Genomic DNA, 15,438 nt, shown 5'->3' on the forward strand with positions numbered 1-15,438 from the left:
GAGAAGAGATATGGTGAAGCTGGCGGCCAATCTGTCGATGATGTTTCAGGACCTGCCGTTCCTCGACCGCTTCGATGCGGCAGAGGCGACCGGCTTTTCCGGCGTCGAGTTCATGTTTCCTTATGACCATAACCCAGCCGACGTGGCGGCGCGCGCGCAGAAGTGCGGGCTTGAGGTCGTTCTGTTCAACCTGCCCGCAGGTGATTGGGCAGGGGGAGAGCGCGGCATTGCGGCACTTCCTGACCGGGTCGAGGAATTCCGCGCGGGCGTGGCTGAGGGGCTGGATTATGCCCGGACGCTAGGCTGCCCGCGCCTGCATCTGATGGCCGGAAAGGCGCCTGCCAGTGCCGAATGCCGCGCCGCGCTGCTCTCGAATATCGGGTATGCCGCCGATCTGGCCGCAGCGGACGGTATCGAGATACTGATCGAGCCTATCAACACGCGTGTCGATATTCCCGGCTATTTTTACAGCACCACTGAGGAAGCGATGTCTGTCATGGACGAGGCGGCTCGTAGCAATGTCCGCCTGCAATATGACATCTATCACATGCAGATCATGGAAGGAGATCTGGCCCGCACGATCGAGCGGCTGCTGCCCAGGATCGGCCACATGCAGTTGGCCGACAATCCGGGCCGCGCCGAACCGGGCAGCGGAGAGATCAACTATCCCTGGCTGCTCAGCCATATCGATGCGCTGGGCTATGATGGATGGATCGGGTGCGAGTACCGGCCTGCGGGCGACACAAAGGCGGGCCTAGGCTGGGCACGCGATTATCTCAACTCCAGGAGAGCATGACATGAAGATCGGGTTCATCGGCCTTGGCATCATGGGCCGTCCCATGGCTGGGCATCTGCAAGCGGCAGGGCACGCGATCTACAGTTGCGTCAATCGCACGCCGATGCCCGACGAACTGCTTGAAGGCGGCGCGATCGCATGCGCCACACCCGCGGCGGTGGCGGCAGAGGTGGACTGCCTGATCCTGATGCTGCCCGACACCCCGGACGTCGAACACGTACTCTTCGGCGCGGGCGGCGTGGTGCAGGGTGTGAAGCCCGGCACGACCATTATCGACATGAGCTCCATCGACCCGATCGCCACGCGCGATTTTGCGGCGAGGCTTGAAGCATTGAAATGCAACTATGTCGACGCGCCGGTATCCGGCGGCGAAGTGGGCGCGAAAAATGCCGCCCTGACGATCATGTGCGGAGCGAAGCAGCATGTGTTCGACAAGGTCCGGCCTCTGCTGGAACTGATGGGCAAGAATATCACGCTGGTCGGTGACGTAGGCGCGGGACAGGTCACCAAGGTCGCCAATCAGATCATCGTCGCGCTGAACATCGAAGCAGTGTCGGAGGCGCTGGTCTTCGCATCGAAAGCGGGCGCGGACCCCGCACGGGTGCGCGAGGCGCTGATGGGCGGCTTTGCGGCATCACGCGTGCTGGAGGTGCATGGCCAGCGCATGATCGATCGTACATTCGATCCCGGCTTCCGCATCCGGCTGCACCAGAAGGATCTCAATCTGGCGCTGGCGGGTGCACGCTCGCTGGGCATATCGCTACCCGCCACGGCGAATGCGCAGCAACTTTTCAGCAGTTGCGTTGCGCACGGCGATGCGGAAAATGATCACAGCGCGATGGTGACGGCGCTCGAACGGGCTGCTAACCACTTGGTGAGTGGTTACTCAACCGCAGACATTTCTCACACCCATAGCTTCTCCGGAGGATGCTCATGACCAACAATCGTCTTAAAGACCGCCGTATCATCGTGTTCGGCAGCGCGACCGGGATCGGCGCTGCTACGGTCAAGCGCCTAGCGCAGGAAGGCGCGCGGGTTTGCGCCGCCGACATCAACGTCGAAGGCGCGACGCAGGTGGCGCAGGAAGCAGGCGGCGAGACTTTCGCCGTTCATGTCGACATCTCCGACGAAGCTTCGGTGCAGAAGGCAACCGAGGAAGCGGTGAGCCGTTTCGGTGGCCTGGATGGCGCGCACATCAACGCGGCGGATCTGCGTGTCATCATGGAGGATAGCGATGCGCTTGCCATCGATCTCTCCACCTTCGATCGCACGATCGCGGTCAATTTGCGCGGACATCTGCTGTGCACGCGCGCCGTCGTTCCGCACCTCGTCAAGAGCGGTAAGGGGGCGATCGTCTACACGAGTTCCGGCTCGGCGCATGGCGGCGAGCCGACGCGTCCCTGCTATGCCATGGCGAAGGCGGGCGTGAACGCGCTTGCGCGCCATGTCGGTGCGCGCTGGGGCAAGGAAGGCATCACCGCCAATGTGCTCGCACCCGGCTTCACCGTCACTGGCGAGATGAAGAAGGCGATGGAAGCGAATGCCGAAGAAGCGACCAAATGGGCCGACTATTTCATGGCGCGCACCCCGCACACGCGTCTGGGCGAATCCGAAGACCATGCGGGCGTCGTCGCCATGTTGCTTTCCGAGGACGGCCGCTGGATCAACGGCGCGATCTATGACGTCAATGGCGGATCGCTGATGCGCGCTTGACGACACTGGCTGCGGCGCTCGCTCCTGCACGGGCGGGCGCCGCAGCGCTTGTTCAATAAAGCGCAATCACGCGCGCGGGCATGCCAGTGGCGTTTTCCAGCGGCGCCACCCCCGCGAACAACAGGCCGCCTGCAGCAGGCGCGCGGTCGAGATTGGCCAACCCCTCCAGCGCCCACCGTCCGCTCCGCAGCCACGCCTGATGCACGGGGAAGGCGGGCATCGCCTCGCCCGCGTCAATCGACATGGCGTCAACGCCAATTCCCCGCACGTCGCGCTTCATCAGAATGTCCATTACCGCAGCGTCGAAGCCGGGGCTCTTGCGCCGCTCGGTCGCGGGCAAGCTGCCGTAATTGGCGAAAGCGCCCAGCGGGTCCCAGCCCGACAACATCGCGACGCAGGAACCTTCCGGGATGCGGCCATGGCGACGTTCCCAAGCTGCGATGTCCTGCGGTTCGACCCGTGCGTCACGGTCTGCCTTCGCCTTTTTCCTGATGTCGATGACGACCAGCGGGACGATCAACTGGCTGATCGCCATGTCTCCGACCGATGCTCCGTCCGGCGCGAAGTGGCGCGGCGCGTCGAGATGGGTGCCGGTATGTTCGACGATGGATATGCGGTTGAGCGCCATGCCTGCCTTCGTGCCTGATCCCTCCACGGCCTCCATGGAGAGGCGGCCCGGCGTGAAGGCGAAAGCGCGCGTCAGCCGGTGCGTGAGGTCGAGGATATGCAATTGCCGTCCATGAAGCGGTAAGCTCGCCTGGTCAGGCATCACTGCGGCGGCGTCGGCAGGCGATGATGTGCCGAGGGTGAGCGCACCCAGCGCGCTTAAAGCTAGCATGTCGCGGCGGTCGATCACGGCGGCTGGTTCTTTCTTGAGGAAAGCGTTGGACAATTTCACGGCGGCGGATTGGGGAAAGCTGCAAAGCTAAGTCAAATCGATCGCAACCACTTCATGGAAGTCGATGTGCGGCACCTCCACCTCGACCCAGCCATTCGCCGCGCTGTGCGTAACGTCGGCCCCGGCCGTCAACAATCGCGCCTGCGCCGCACGCCTACCCTCAGGCAGTTGCAAACGGATGCGATAGGGGCCGGTGCGGATCGCCTCGCGATAGCTGCCGCGCATCGCCATGGGATTGTTGAGGTTGACGAGATGCGCGGTGACCGACCGTTCCTGCCGCCAGCAGGCGATGTCGAGGAGGCCGGGCCCATCGATCTGCAAGGGATGCGCTTCATCATGCGCCCAGTTGAGCATGGTGCGCAGCAGTGTCAGATGATCGCCATGGCCAAGCTCCGCAAAGCTGCGATCGAGGTCCATCGGCAAATAGACGACGCGCCCGCGCCCGACCTGACGGCAAATCGCCATGGGTATGTCGGTCTCTGTCCGGTCGGTGAAGACCCGCTCCATCGGCAGGTCCGGATAGCTGGGGACGAGCGTCAAGGCGACATCGTGCTGATCGCGCGCTGTGACGGGCAGGCGGAACAGCGGGCCGATGGTCCGGCTGATGTCGCTCAGTCCAGCCATGGCCGGATGCGCGTGGCGCAAGGTGAGGTATGCGTTTCTCAGCGGCCCTTCCGCCTTGCCTGCGATGGAGCAGCCGAACAGGTCGGCGAGGCCGAAATCAGCCCGCTGCCGTCCTTCACCGTCATAGAGCGAGGTCTGGTAGGTTGCGACGACGCTGCCGCCGCGCGCTACGAAGGCACGGATCTGATCGCATTGCTTGTCCGAAAGCACCGCCGCGTTGGCAAGGATGATGGTGCGAAAGCGCGACAGGCTGTCGCCGTCCAGGAAATCCTCGTCGACGAGGTCGAATGGCACGCGGCCTTCCAGCGCGGCCTGGTAAAAGCCGTCGCCATGCTCCTCCAGCTTTCCGCGCCCGGTCCAACCGCCAAGATAGGCGGTGGTCCTAGGCGTATGAACCAACCCGACCCGAGCCAGATTGCGGGTATTCCGCAGATAGGCTTCATTGGCATGGTGCCAGTCGTAGATTTGCCTGACGACATCCATCCAGCGGCGATCCAGGGGTTTGGCGTTGAACTTGGTAATCCAAGGGCGCGCACCCTGGGCGATCGCGCCAGCGGCCCAGATGCGGATTTCCGCCGGGCTCTGCACTGAGTCCTTCCAGCGATAGGCCTCTTCCACCCCCACCGAAATGATGTGACCGACGGGCTTGTCCTTCATGAAAGCGCGCAGTTCGCGCGTGTAGCGGCCCGCGCCCCAGACCTCCGGTCGCGTCCCCCAGGGAGAGCCATCCGATGACCGCGCCTGCCGGTCGCAGAAAGCAAGCGGCAGACGTTTCGACAGGGCTGGTCCATTGAGATCGACCAGACCCCGGCGATCACCGCCTGGAATGAAGAAGGCTTCCCGCCGGTGCTTGCGCGCTGCCGCATTCCACAGGTCGATTAGGGAGAAGAGCCGATCTTCGACCCATGCGGCATAGCGTCGCCCCTCCGGTTTGGACGGGTCCGGATCGAGCGGGATGTCCTGCCCAGATGCCGCGCGGTAGAGCGTCCGGCAGCTTTGGCAATAACAGGTGCCGCTGCCGTTCCAGCGATTGCCGAAGAAGCCGTCCACTGGATAGCGCCTGGCGATCTCCTCGATCACCTTGGGCATCAGATCGAAATTATAGGGTCCGTAGGCGCAGGTCAGGGTGAGGTCCGGCGCACTACCATGCCGCTTGATCTTCCCGTCGGGGCCGGTCAGCGCCCATTCGGGATGGGCAGCGGCTGCAGCCGCGTTCATCGCGTGCGGATCAATGCGGGCGAGCACGCGGAGCCCGAGTGTCTTGCATGCCGTAACCATGTCGCCAAACGGATCGACGCCCTTGCCGACCCCTTGTGCCATGCCATGATAGGGGATGGCAGTCGGATAGAAAGCGATGCCGCCCCCGGCGCTAAGGCACACGCCATCAGCGTGAATCTGCCGGAAATAGTCGGTCCAGAATGTGGGATCGTAGCGTCCCGGATCATCTTCTGTGAAGGCGAGCTGGAACCAGCGCATCGGCCCGCTCGCCCAATCAGGGGGTGTAGCGTTGCCTAACCGGCGCGCGAAGGCAGGCTCGATTCCGGACAGCAGGACGCCAGCACCCAATGCGAGCGCTGCGCGGCGATCGAGTGGCAATATGTCGGGCATCATCTCTCCTTGCGGCGATGAAGTTAACTCAAGCAGCGCCATCTACAATTCATCATCCCATCATACGGAACATCCCGATCGAGCGTGGTCCTTGTCCACCACGCAGAAAATATATCGACAAGCATGAGCAAACAGGTCATACCAGTTTGAAAGGTTGTCGCTCGTGCGGTGGTAATCAGGCAAGGTGAGGAACAAGCGTGGCCGATAGTCAGCAAGAGCCGGAAGACGGCCTGCTAGGGCGAGTTCAGTCGCTGGTGCGGGCATTTGGCATTCTCGATGAACTGGCAAAGAGCGACAATATGACGCTCAGCGACCTGTCCCGCGCTGTCGGCCTGCCAAGATCCACCACCCATCGCCTGCTGACGACCATGGAAGCGCTACGTTATGTGGCGTTTGACCGACGCAGGAACGGCTGGTCCATCGGGGTGCAGGCTTTCACGGTCGGGGCCGTGTTCGCGCAAACGCGGGACCTTGGGCAACTGGGCCGTACGATCATGCGATCACTGATGTCCGAAGTGCAGCATTGCGTGAACATCGCCGTGCCGGAAGGCGCTGGCATCTGCTATGTCGGTCAGGCTGCGGCGAACGGGTTCCGCCAGACGGCTGCCCGGCCGGGCGCCGTCCTACCGCTGCACACGACGGCGTCCGGCAAGGTGCTGATGGCGCAGTGGTCCAGGGCCGAGTTCGACCGCTATCTGAACAGCGCGCCGCTCAAAGCCCGCACCGCGCGCAGCATCATCGATGGCGACCGGCTCCGTCGCGAGATGGCGGACATTCACATGCGCGGCTATGCGCTCGATGATGAAGAGCATAGCGACGGATTGCGCTGCGTCGCGGCGGTCGTGAACGATCGCTATGGCCTGCCGAAGGGGTCGCTGTCGATTTCGGATCGATCATCCCATCTGGCCCGCGCACGGCTGGATGAGTTAGGCCCGGCGCTGATCAGCGCGGCACAGCGGATGAGCATGGAAATCGCGGCGCAGAGTTTCTGACGAGCGGTCTGAAGCTGCCGTTTATGGTGCCTTCCGTCATTTGAGATCATTTCTGCCGGGTTGATGAACAGAAACGCCGTGGCGTGCCCTCGATCCACTGCGGAATAAGAAGCGCAGACGCCAGCGTAACAGCGCGAGGCGGCAGGATAGAGGATGATGAAAGATATGAGGGCTCATGGCCTAAAGAGGTGCGCCGCGACCGGATCGCTGGCGGCGGCCAGCCTGCTGACGTTGGGCGCATCCGCGCCGCAACCGCAGAGTTTTTCCTTCGCGCTGACCAACATCTATGTGGCGGCCTATGAGGATGAAAAGGCGTGCCGGGGCTTGTCGCTAAGCTCAGCCGACCTATTCCTGAAAAGCCTGCCTCCCGCTGAACGGGCGAAATATGAAGCGCCTGAAAAGGTACAGGAGCTGCACAAGCTGATGGGCGAGCGGCTCGGCTTCAAGATGGTGCCGACAGGCAAGGATTCCGGTTCCAACGGCAGCATGGCGCGCCTGACCGAGGCCGAGCAGCAGGCATTGCGGCAGAAATATAACATCCCGAAAGGCAAGGGAATTCCTGCCTTTCTCGGTACGCGGTTCGCCTATGACAGTTGCACCAATCCCGAAGATTTCCCGTTCATGGAAAAGGGGAATGAGGATTATCGCGGGCCTGTCGCCTATGGCATCGATCTCGATGGCCGCAATGGCAAGGAGGATTATGTCGGCCCGGACCAGCAGCCCGGGGTCGACAACCAGCTCATCCGGGCGGTTGGATGCACCTTTTCGACGCGCGACTTCGGTACGCCGAAGGTGGCGGATAATGTGATCACGTCCATGTCTTCGCCCACGCTCGTGGAAGTGAGCGGCGTCGACGATCCAGCGAATGACGATGATGTGACGGTTCGCCTTTACGCCAGCGCCAGTCCGCTGGAGTTGTCAGGTGCGGGCAAGCCGTTGGCTTGGGCCAGCCTGGACGTCGATCAGGATCGCCGCTTCATGGCGCAAGCCAAGGGGAAGATTCGCGATGGCGAGTTGATCACCGAGCCGTTTGACCTGCAGGTGCGGCTGCGCGAACAGATCATCGACAGCTATCGCGAACTGCGCCAGGCGCGCATCCAGGCGAAGATCAAGCCCGGCGAAGCGATCGAAGGTGGCATTTACGGCTATCACACGCTGGCGAGCATTGAGGATAACTATCATCAATCGACCCAGGTCGGCGCCAATCTGACACGCATGTCCTGCCCGGCGTTGATCAAGGCGGTGCGCCGCTATGCCGATGCCTATCCCGACCCCAAGACCAGACGCAACAGCGCCATCTCGTCCGCGCTGCGTTTCAAAGGCGTGCCCGTCTTTCTGATCAAGCCGCAGCAGGTGGCGTCAGGGAGGAAACCATGATTGGTTCGCTAAATTCTTCACGTGTTCTTCGCGCTTTGTCCGCTGTCACCGCGCTCGGATCGATAGGCGCCATATTGTTGGCGGCAAGTGCCGGACATGCCGATGCGCCATTGGAACAAACGGCTCAGCAGCAACAGCAGGCGCCCAAATTCCGGCGGCTGACCGAAGCGCAATATCGCGCCACCATCGCCGACATATTCGGACCCGATATCAAGGTCAGCGGCCGGTTCGAGCCTGACATGCGGGTGGGAGGCCTGCTGGCGGCGGGTACAAGTGCGGTGTCGTTGACGCCCGCGGGGGCCGAGCAATATGAGCAGATCGCACGGGGCATCGCTGAACAGGTGGTCGACGCGAAGCATCGTGACAAGCTGGTCGGATGCGCGCCCCAGCCGTCCGATCCCCAGGGCGCGGCTTGTGCAGAGGGCTTTTTCAAGCGGGTGGGCCTCCGGATATACAGGAGGCCGCTGACGGATGGTGAGGTGAAGCTTGCCGTTGCTCAGACCGTCGCGGCGTCAGCGACCCTCAAGGACTTCCACGGCGGCCTTGCGATCATGCTCACGGCAATGCTGTCGGATTTGCCTTTCCTGTTCCAGACCGACCGGGAGGTTGCGGACCCCCGCGCCCCGGGAGGCCGCACGATCGACGCCTGGTCGCGGGCCAGCAAGCTGAGCTATTTCCTGTGGAACAGCACGCCGGACGAGCAACTGCTGCAAGCTGCGGCCGACGGTAGCCTGATGACGCAGGCGGGCCTCTCGGCCCAGGTCGACCGGCTTATGGCTTCGCCCCGGTTCGAAACGGGCGTGCGGTCCTTCTTCGACGATTTTCTGCAATTGGAAGGCATGATGTCGCTGTCAAAGGACGGCATCATCTATCCGGCTTTCCGCTCCTCCGCCGCGCCTGCTGCCCGCGAACAAACGTTGCGCACCATCACAACGCTGCTGGTGGCGGAAAATGGCGATTATCGTGACCTGTTCACCACACGCCGCGTGGCGATGAACCGGCAGCTGAGCCCGCTCTACCGCATGCCTCATGGACCACGCGACTGGTCGATGGTCACGCTGCCGGATGATGATCCGCGCGTGGGCGTGCTGACACAGATCAGCTTCCTGGCGCTCCATTCGCACGAGGGCCGATCTTCGCCCACGTTGCGCGGCAAGGCCGTTCGGGAAGTCCTGATGTGCGAGCATGTTCCGGCTCCGCCCGCCAATGTGAACTTCACCATCGTTCAGGACACAAGCAATCCCGCCTTCCGCACCACGCGCGAGCGGCTGAAGGCGCATCTGGATGATGAGGAATGCGCCAGCTGCCACAAGCTGACCGATCCCATGGGACTGACGCTCGATAGCTTCGATGGCGCTGGGCAGTTCCGGGCGACAGAAAATGGCGTGCCGATCGACACCACCGGCATGCTGGACAAGATCGCGTTCAATGACAGCGCGGGGCTCGGCAAGGCATTGCACGACAACCCAAAGGTGACGCAGTGCCTCACGCAATCGGCATGGCGCTATGCCGCTGGCCGAGCCTTGTTGCCGTCCGAGGAAACAGTCACAAACCGGCTGCATGAGGATTTCGCCCGGACCGGATATCGCATCCGCTCGCTATTCCGGCGGATCGCCATAGATCCCCAATTCTTCGCCGTCCGGTCGCCTGCGGCGCCCCGTGTCGCGAGCAAGCCATCGTCAGGAAGGAAAGGCTGATGACGTCTTTGAACAGGCGCGGATTTCTGCTGCGCGGCATGTTGGGCGGGGGAGCGGTTGCCGTGGGGCTGCCATTCCTCGACTATTTCCTCGACAATAATGGCGCGGCCTTGGCCGCAACTTATGGCGGCGGCCGCCTGCCGGTGCGTTTCGGCACTTGGTTCTGGGGATGCGGGATGATTCCAGATCGCTGGAATCCCAAGATGGCGGGAGCCAATTACGACCTGCCGCCCGAACTCGCGCCGATCAAGCCTGTGCAGGACAAGGTGTCGGTACTCTCCGGCTTTAGCGTCACGCTGGGCGGCAAGAGCAACCAGCCTCACATCTCCGGCAACGTTGGGCTGCGCACCGGGACGCCCAGTGATACCTGGCAGCAGATCGCGGGTCCGACCTTCGACGTCAGTATTGCCGACGCCATTGGCGCGGGCACGCTGTACCGTAGCCTGGAACTGAGCGCGGACGGCAACCCGCGCACCAGCTTTTCCTATCGCAGCGGGACGGAGATGAACCCCAGCGTCGCGTCGCCGATGGAACTCTACCGTCGGATCTTCGGCGCTGATTTCCGTGACCCCAACGCGGCGGAGTTCACGCCCGATCCCAAGGTCATGGCCCGGCGCAGCGTCCTTTCCGCTGTCACTGAGGAGCGCCGCCGCATGCTGGGCAAGCTGGGTGCTGAGGATAAGGCCCGCGTCGACAGCTACTTTACTTCAATTCGTGAGGTCGAGAACAAGCTGGCGCTGCAATTGGAAAAACCGCCCCGCGCAGAGGCCTGCGTCGTTCCGGCGCAGCCCGAGGACATTGCCGCCAGCACCGATGTTCCGGCCCGCCAGAAATCCCACAAGCTGATGGCGGAAATGCTGGCGATGGCGATGGCGTGCAACCAGACCAAAGTGTTCAACATGGTGTTTTCGACCGCCACCGCCGATCTGCGGCAGGCTGGATCGCCAACCGCCTATCATCAGGCGACGCATGAGGAGCAGGTGGATCGCGCCAAAGGCTATCAGCCCACAGTCGATGAATTTTCGACACAAAGCATGCAGGCATGGGCGGATTTTGTTGCGGCCATGGCAGCAATCAAGGAGGGCGACGGCACCTTGCTCGACAATATGCTGGTGGTCGCCCACTCCGAGGTCAGCTATGCCAAGAATCATGATGTGAACGGCATTCCCGTGATGCTTGCCGGCCGGGCAGGGGGCAAGGTGAAGAGCGGCATTCATGTCGCCAGCCAGGGCGATCCCATTTCCCGCGTCGGGCTGACCATGCAGCAGGTGATGGGTGTTCCCGTCGATGCATGGGGCACAGAAGCGATGCGAACCTCGCGCACCTTGTCGGAGATCATGGCGTGAAAAGGGTTGCCCTGATCCTCCTGTCCCTGCTGTTGGCATCCCCCGGCCTGGCGCAACAGGCAAATCCAGCGACCGCATCAGGTTTCAGCTTCCTTTCGCTGGAAGTGGCGGACATGGCGCGTGCAAAGTCCTTCTATGTCGATGGATTGGGCATGAAATCGGTTTTCACCGTCAGCAAGTCGGGTGATCCCGCGGAAAAGATCGCCTTCAACTTTTCAGGTGATCCCAGGTCCAGCGAACCGCTGTTGATCCTGATCCATCATGAAAAGCCGGATGCGACGCAGAACCGTTCGACCGGCGCGAAAGTCGGTATTCGGGTCAGTGACAGCCGCGCGGTGGCCCTACGGCTTCAAAAGGCAGGATTTCCCGTGATCAGGATCGCTGCCGCGGATGAAAAGGGGCCGATGATCAACAGCGTGGTGCGGGACCCCGATGGAGTGATTGTGGAATTGGTGGAGTTGCGGACTAGGTAGGACCGCTTTGGCCTGCCACCGTCTGACCTATCCAGTTTTGGCTTGCGCTAGCCTGCGGCGAAATTCGGTAGGCGCCATTCCGGTCCAGCCACGAAATGCCCGGCGTAAGGCATCGGAATCACACAGATCCAGCCGCTCTGCGATGTCTTCGATCGACATGCGGCTGTTGGTGAGCATGTCGATGGCCATTTCATGGCGCAACTCATCCCGGATTGCCCGGAATGATGTTCCTGCGCTGTGCAACCTGCGCCGCAACGTCATCGGTGCCATGGCAAGGTGCCGCGCCAATTCTTCAAGCGAGGGCAGCTTGCGCCGATCGCGCAGAGCCAGCGCCATGAAGTGGCGCGACCGGCGCACGATCTCCAACGGATCTTCGCCGACCCTCAACCCGAACAGAAAGTTAAGCGTCGGCAACGCTTCGCAATCCGACATGGTGCGAATGACCGGCTGGTCAAGCATGGACGCGGCAAAACGCATTTCCAGCTGATCCGCGCCCAGTAGCAAGTTGAATGGGAGCAGTTCGACGTCCAGGTATCGCACGGCAGACTCGGGAAAGTCGAGCGCAACTATGCCCTCCAGAGGCTTACCGATGAGCCAGCTGAAGATTGAATGGAACATCAACTGGCCATGCAGCGTCACGATGAAATCCATCTCTTCATCGCCGCTGCGCGCGCCGGTGTAGGACAGTACAGCTTTTCCGCCGCTACGCTTCAACGTCATGCTGCCCATCCGCCCGTCAATCGCCAGCAGCAATTCCTCGGTGCGCATGATCGCCTCACGCAAGGTGCGGCTGCCAACGAGGCAGTAGAAAAGCAGTCGCCAATCGCCGCCCCGGAAAGGCGGTCGTCCAGCGGCTGCGGCCTGCATGTCCGACAGTTCCACGCTGGCGCGCGACGATAGTTTTTGCAGATCCGCGATATCCAGTTCGGGGAGCGTGCTGACGAGAAATCGCTCCAGCGGTTCGTAAAAACCATTGGTCCGCAACACACCGGCAGCGTTGCCCCTACGCCCGGCAATCAATTTTAACAGCCGCGCCACAATATGACGCCCCGGTTGTCCCATGTTCGTGGACAGCAGGCTACCACCTTCAGCGGCACTCATTGCAGTTTGGGACGGAAACTCGTGCACCCCATTACCATCCATCATCCTATGTCGCGGTTTAAGACAACGAGTTGGTGACACTAAGTCAATGGCATCGACGATCCCCGTCATCCCACATCATGGGATAAGTGAAGGATGCATTTGATCTCGCCCACGCTCCTGGTGTGAGGATGGTGCGCATCTTAAAGGGGGCGTAGCGCCTGGATAGTTCCAGGCGCTACTGCGCCAGCTATCAGCATTGTTCCACATGGTGGGATGCATGCTTATGGCGCGCAAACCCTTCCTCTAAGATGTTCGCTGCCCAGCAACGAATAATCGTCATCAAAATGGAGGGGACTATGAAAGGTCGAAGGGGTCATCATCTCATCAGCTTGTTGAGCTGTGCCTGCGGACTGGCCATCGCCAGCGGCGCAGCGGCGCAACAAGTGGAGCAGGGCGCGGAAGAACCGAACGCTGCGGAAATCATCGTAACTGCCACACGCCGCGCGGAAACGCTGCAGGAAACGCCAGTCGCAGTCGATGTCGTATCAGGACAGGAAGTCGCCAAGCTTAACCTGTTCGATGTTAAGGAAATCCAGAACGTCGTTCCGGGCCTAACCCTCGAGAATGGCGACGGCCGAAGCAATATCGCCACTTTGCGCGGCATCTCGTTCAATCCGGATAGCGGATCGAGTGACGCAGTTCAGGTCTATTTCAACGAAATCGACGTAGATCCCAACACCTTCTTCAGCGCCATTTACGACATTGGCCAGATCCAGGTTCTGCGCGGACCGCAGGGCCTGTTCCGTGGCAAGGTGTCGCCTGCAGGCTCAATCGTCATCGGCTCCGCTCGCCCGGACCTGGTCAAGCCGACCGGCTATGCACAGGCAGCAGCCAGCGACCTGCATGCCTACAATTTCCAGGGCGCGGCGTCTGTGCCGATCATCCAGGACAGCCTCGCGGTGCGCGGCGCGCTTCTATATGACCGCAACCGTGCCGGTCAGGTGAAGAATGTCGACGGGCGTAAATCCTACAACGAAACGATGAGCGGACGTATTTCGCTTGCCTGGCAACCGTCGTCAGAATTCCGTGCCGACTTGGTCTACCAATATCTCTGGACAGACACGCGTCCGTTCCGTGCCGTGTTCGGCCCCGGCAATCAGCCGAGCCCGAACAGCTTCTTCCCCCTGCGGAGCGGCCCCGCAATCAGCCTGAATGATCGCTTGGCAGTGAGCGAAGGCGCGTTGCGGTTCACCAATGAAACGCATCTCGTCACTCTCAATACCAACTATGACTTTGGTTGGGGCGAACTGGTTTTCAACGGGGGCTATCAGAAGACCCGTCTGGAACAGCAGCGAGACCAGGACGAGGGCAATGCGGTGCCCGGATATCAGCTGAACCAGCATGTTCACACCCCCTATGATCTCTGGACCGCGGAAGTTCGTCTTCAGTCGCCGAGCGATTCGCGCTTGAATTGGGCGGTTGCGGCCAACTATGATTATTCAAAGTTCAACGATGTTCGCGTAAACCAGAGTAACGACGTCTTTTTCACCGATCCATTCGGGGGCATCTTTCCTGGCATGACTGGCCCCGGTCCTGTTCCACCGCAGATTTTCACGGTCCCTGTGGATGTTGCAGTCGCCCTTCCTATCCTAAGCAAGTCCTATGCAGTGTCGGCATTGCTCGGTTATGAGGTGGTTGACGGCCTGACGATCACTGGCGGCTTGCGCCAGACGTGGGGCACGACAACTCGGACGCAGACGACTACCCTCGTAATTGATGGGGGAGCACCTACATCTTCGGTAAAGCCCAGCGTGGTAAAGCCGAGTGCTCTCACTGGTGGCGCGGCGATCAGTTGGGCCGTCAATCCCGATCTTAACCTCTATGCTAACTACGGCCGGTCTTTCCGTCCCGGCGTGGCGGCGACCGGCGTTACTACCGATCTAGACCAGAAATATCTTCAAACCCCTGACGAGACGTCGGACGGCTTTGAAATCGGCCTAAAATCAAGCTTGTTCAACCGGAAAGTAACATTGAATATCGCAGCCTTCTATCAGACATTTAAAAACTATGTTGATTTCGCGCCCGATCTGAGGACCAACTCTTCACGCGTTCCCGGTCGCACCGATACAGCGACTGCGCCGCTGCCGACATTTGGTGATGCGATCAGCAAGGGCGTTGAAGTTCAGCTAGGCTTCCAACCTTCTCAATGGGTGGATTTTAACGTAAACGCTACTTACGCGGACGCTCACTACGATAACGCCAAACTATATTGTAACGATTATAATGGTGACGGCGTGCCGGACTCCATTGGTACGCCCAGCGTTCCTGGAACTGAGCAGGTAGCTGTTTGCACCCGCAACGATCGTATCGCGGATGTTCCAAAATTCAGCCTGACCAGCAATGGTGAAGTTCGCTTCGCCATGGGTTCTCTGACCCCGTTTGTTCGGGGGCTGCTCTCGTATCGGCCTGGTTTCAGGTCGCAGAATAGCGACTATACATATCGGGACTTCACTAAGATCGATCTTTTTGTCGGCCTGCGTGGTGAAGATCGTTGGGAGTTCAACCTGTTTGTGAAGAACCTCCTCGACCAAACCCGTGCCCAGCGCGTGTCCCAAGGTAACTTCCAAGTCGGAACGCGCTCGCTGCCCGTGTTTGAAGCCCTTGATCCGATCCCATTCGATTCCGGCTATCGTTTGGCGAACATAACGGCGCCACGCGAATTCGGCGCCACACTGCGCTTCAACTGGTAATTGATCGGCCGGGGATCTGCGAACTGATCCCCGGCCATTACCATTCGCCTATCGGCTAATCCCGTCTGGCTGACGGCTTAC

12 protein-coding genes are annotated in these 15,438 nt (G+C 61.1%); 9 read left to right on the forward strand and 3 right to left on the reverse strand.

Features of this window, described 5'->3' with window-relative positions; all coding sequences use genetic code 11:
• The first annotated feature begins 10 nt into the window (after window positions 1-10).
• From otnI to MU848_RS00975, 3 genes are read left to right on the forward strand one after another with little or no spacing between them, the layout of a single operon-like run.
• Window positions 11-796 (forward strand): 2-oxo-tetronate isomerase, encoded by a 786-nt coding sequence (gene otnI / locus MU848_RS00965; RefSeq protein WP_247229628.1) that lies wholly within the window; start codon window positions 11-13, stop codon window positions 794-796.
• A gap of 1 nt (window position 797) precedes the next feature.
• Complete coding sequence (locus MU848_RS00970) at window positions 798-1,733, forward strand: 2-hydroxy-3-oxopropionate reductase (protein ID WP_247229630.1); 936 nt, start codon at window positions 798-800, stop codon at window positions 1,731-1,733.
• On the forward strand, window positions 1,730-2,509 hold the full coding sequence (locus MU848_RS00975) for an SDR family NAD(P)-dependent oxidoreductase (protein WP_097093657.1): 780 nt from the start codon (window positions 1,730-1,732) through the stop codon (window positions 2,507-2,509). The genes MU848_RS00970 and MU848_RS00975 overlap by 4 nt, the downstream gene beginning before the upstream one ends.
• A gap of 52 nt (window positions 2,510-2,561) precedes the next feature.
• On the opposite strand, the gene MU848_RS00980 is transcribed toward MU848_RS00975, so the two are convergent.
• Together MU848_RS00980 and MU848_RS00985 are read right to left on the reverse strand one after the other, a co-directional pair.
• Window positions 2,562-3,407 carry a cyclase family protein gene (locus tag MU848_RS00980; protein WP_247229632.1) on the reverse strand — a complete coding sequence of 282 codons (846 nt, stop codon included), beginning with the start codon at window positions 3,405-3,407 and terminating at the stop codon, window positions 2,562-2,564.
• Between the two features lie 27 nt (window positions 3,408-3,434).
• Window positions 3,435-5,639 (reverse strand): alpha-amylase family protein, encoded by a 2,205-nt coding sequence (locus MU848_RS00985; protein ID WP_247229635.1) that lies wholly within the window; start codon window positions 5,637-5,639, stop codon window positions 3,435-3,437.
• Window positions 5,640-5,836: 197 nt separating this feature from the next.
• On the opposite strand from MU848_RS00985, the gene MU848_RS00990 reads away from it, so the two are divergent.
• From MU848_RS00990 to MU848_RS01010, 5 genes are all read left to right on the forward strand, one after another.
• Window positions 5,837-6,631, forward strand: a complete 795-nt coding sequence (locus MU848_RS00990; RefSeq protein WP_247229637.1) for an IclR family transcriptional regulator — start codon at window positions 5,837-5,839, stop codon at window positions 6,629-6,631.
• Between the two features lie 153 nt (window positions 6,632-6,784).
• The gene (locus MU848_RS00995; RefSeq protein WP_247229639.1) at window positions 6,785-8,008 is read left to right on the forward strand and encodes a hypothetical protein; all 1,224 of its coding nucleotides are present in this window, start codon (window positions 6,785-6,787) and stop codon (window positions 8,006-8,008) included.
• Between the two features lie 35 nt (window positions 8,009-8,043).
• Window positions 8,044-9,705: a DUF1592 domain-containing protein gene (locus MU848_RS01000; RefSeq protein ID WP_247229641.1), complete on the forward strand. Its 1,662-nt coding sequence runs from the start codon at window positions 8,044-8,046 to the stop codon at window positions 9,703-9,705.
• Window positions 9,705-11,051 carry a DUF1552 domain-containing protein gene (locus MU848_RS01005; protein WP_247229643.1) on the forward strand — a complete coding sequence of 449 codons (1,347 nt, stop codon included), beginning with the start codon at window positions 9,705-9,707 and terminating at the stop codon, window positions 11,049-11,051. The genes MU848_RS01000 and MU848_RS01005 overlap by 1 nt, the downstream gene beginning before the upstream one ends.
• Window positions 11,048-11,524, forward strand: coding sequence for a VOC family protein (locus MU848_RS01010; RefSeq protein WP_247229645.1), 477 nt, complete (start codon window positions 11,048-11,050; stop codon window positions 11,522-11,524). Before MU848_RS01005 ends, MU848_RS01010 begins: the two co-directional genes overlap by 4 nt.
• 27 nt (window positions 11,525-11,551) lie before the next feature.
• Here the strand turns inward: MU848_RS01010 and MU848_RS01015 are convergent, their stop codons facing one another.
• Complete coding sequence (locus MU848_RS01015) at window positions 11,552-12,736, reverse strand: helix-turn-helix domain-containing protein (protein WP_247229647.1); 1,185 nt, start codon at window positions 12,734-12,736, stop codon at window positions 11,552-11,554.
• A 179-nt stretch (window positions 12,737-12,915) separates the two neighbouring features.
• On the opposite strand from MU848_RS01015, the gene MU848_RS01020 reads away from it, so the two are divergent.
• Window positions 12,916-15,357 (forward strand): TonB-dependent receptor, encoded by a 2,442-nt coding sequence (locus MU848_RS01020; RefSeq protein WP_247229649.1) that lies wholly within the window; start codon window positions 12,916-12,918, stop codon window positions 15,355-15,357.
• The last annotated feature ends 81 nt before the right edge of the window (window positions 15,358-15,438 follow it).

This window comes from Sphingobium agri, assembly GCF_023051225.1.
Classification (GTDB): Bacteria; Pseudomonadota; Alphaproteobacteria; order Sphingomonadales; family Sphingomonadaceae; genus Sphingobium; species Sphingobium agri.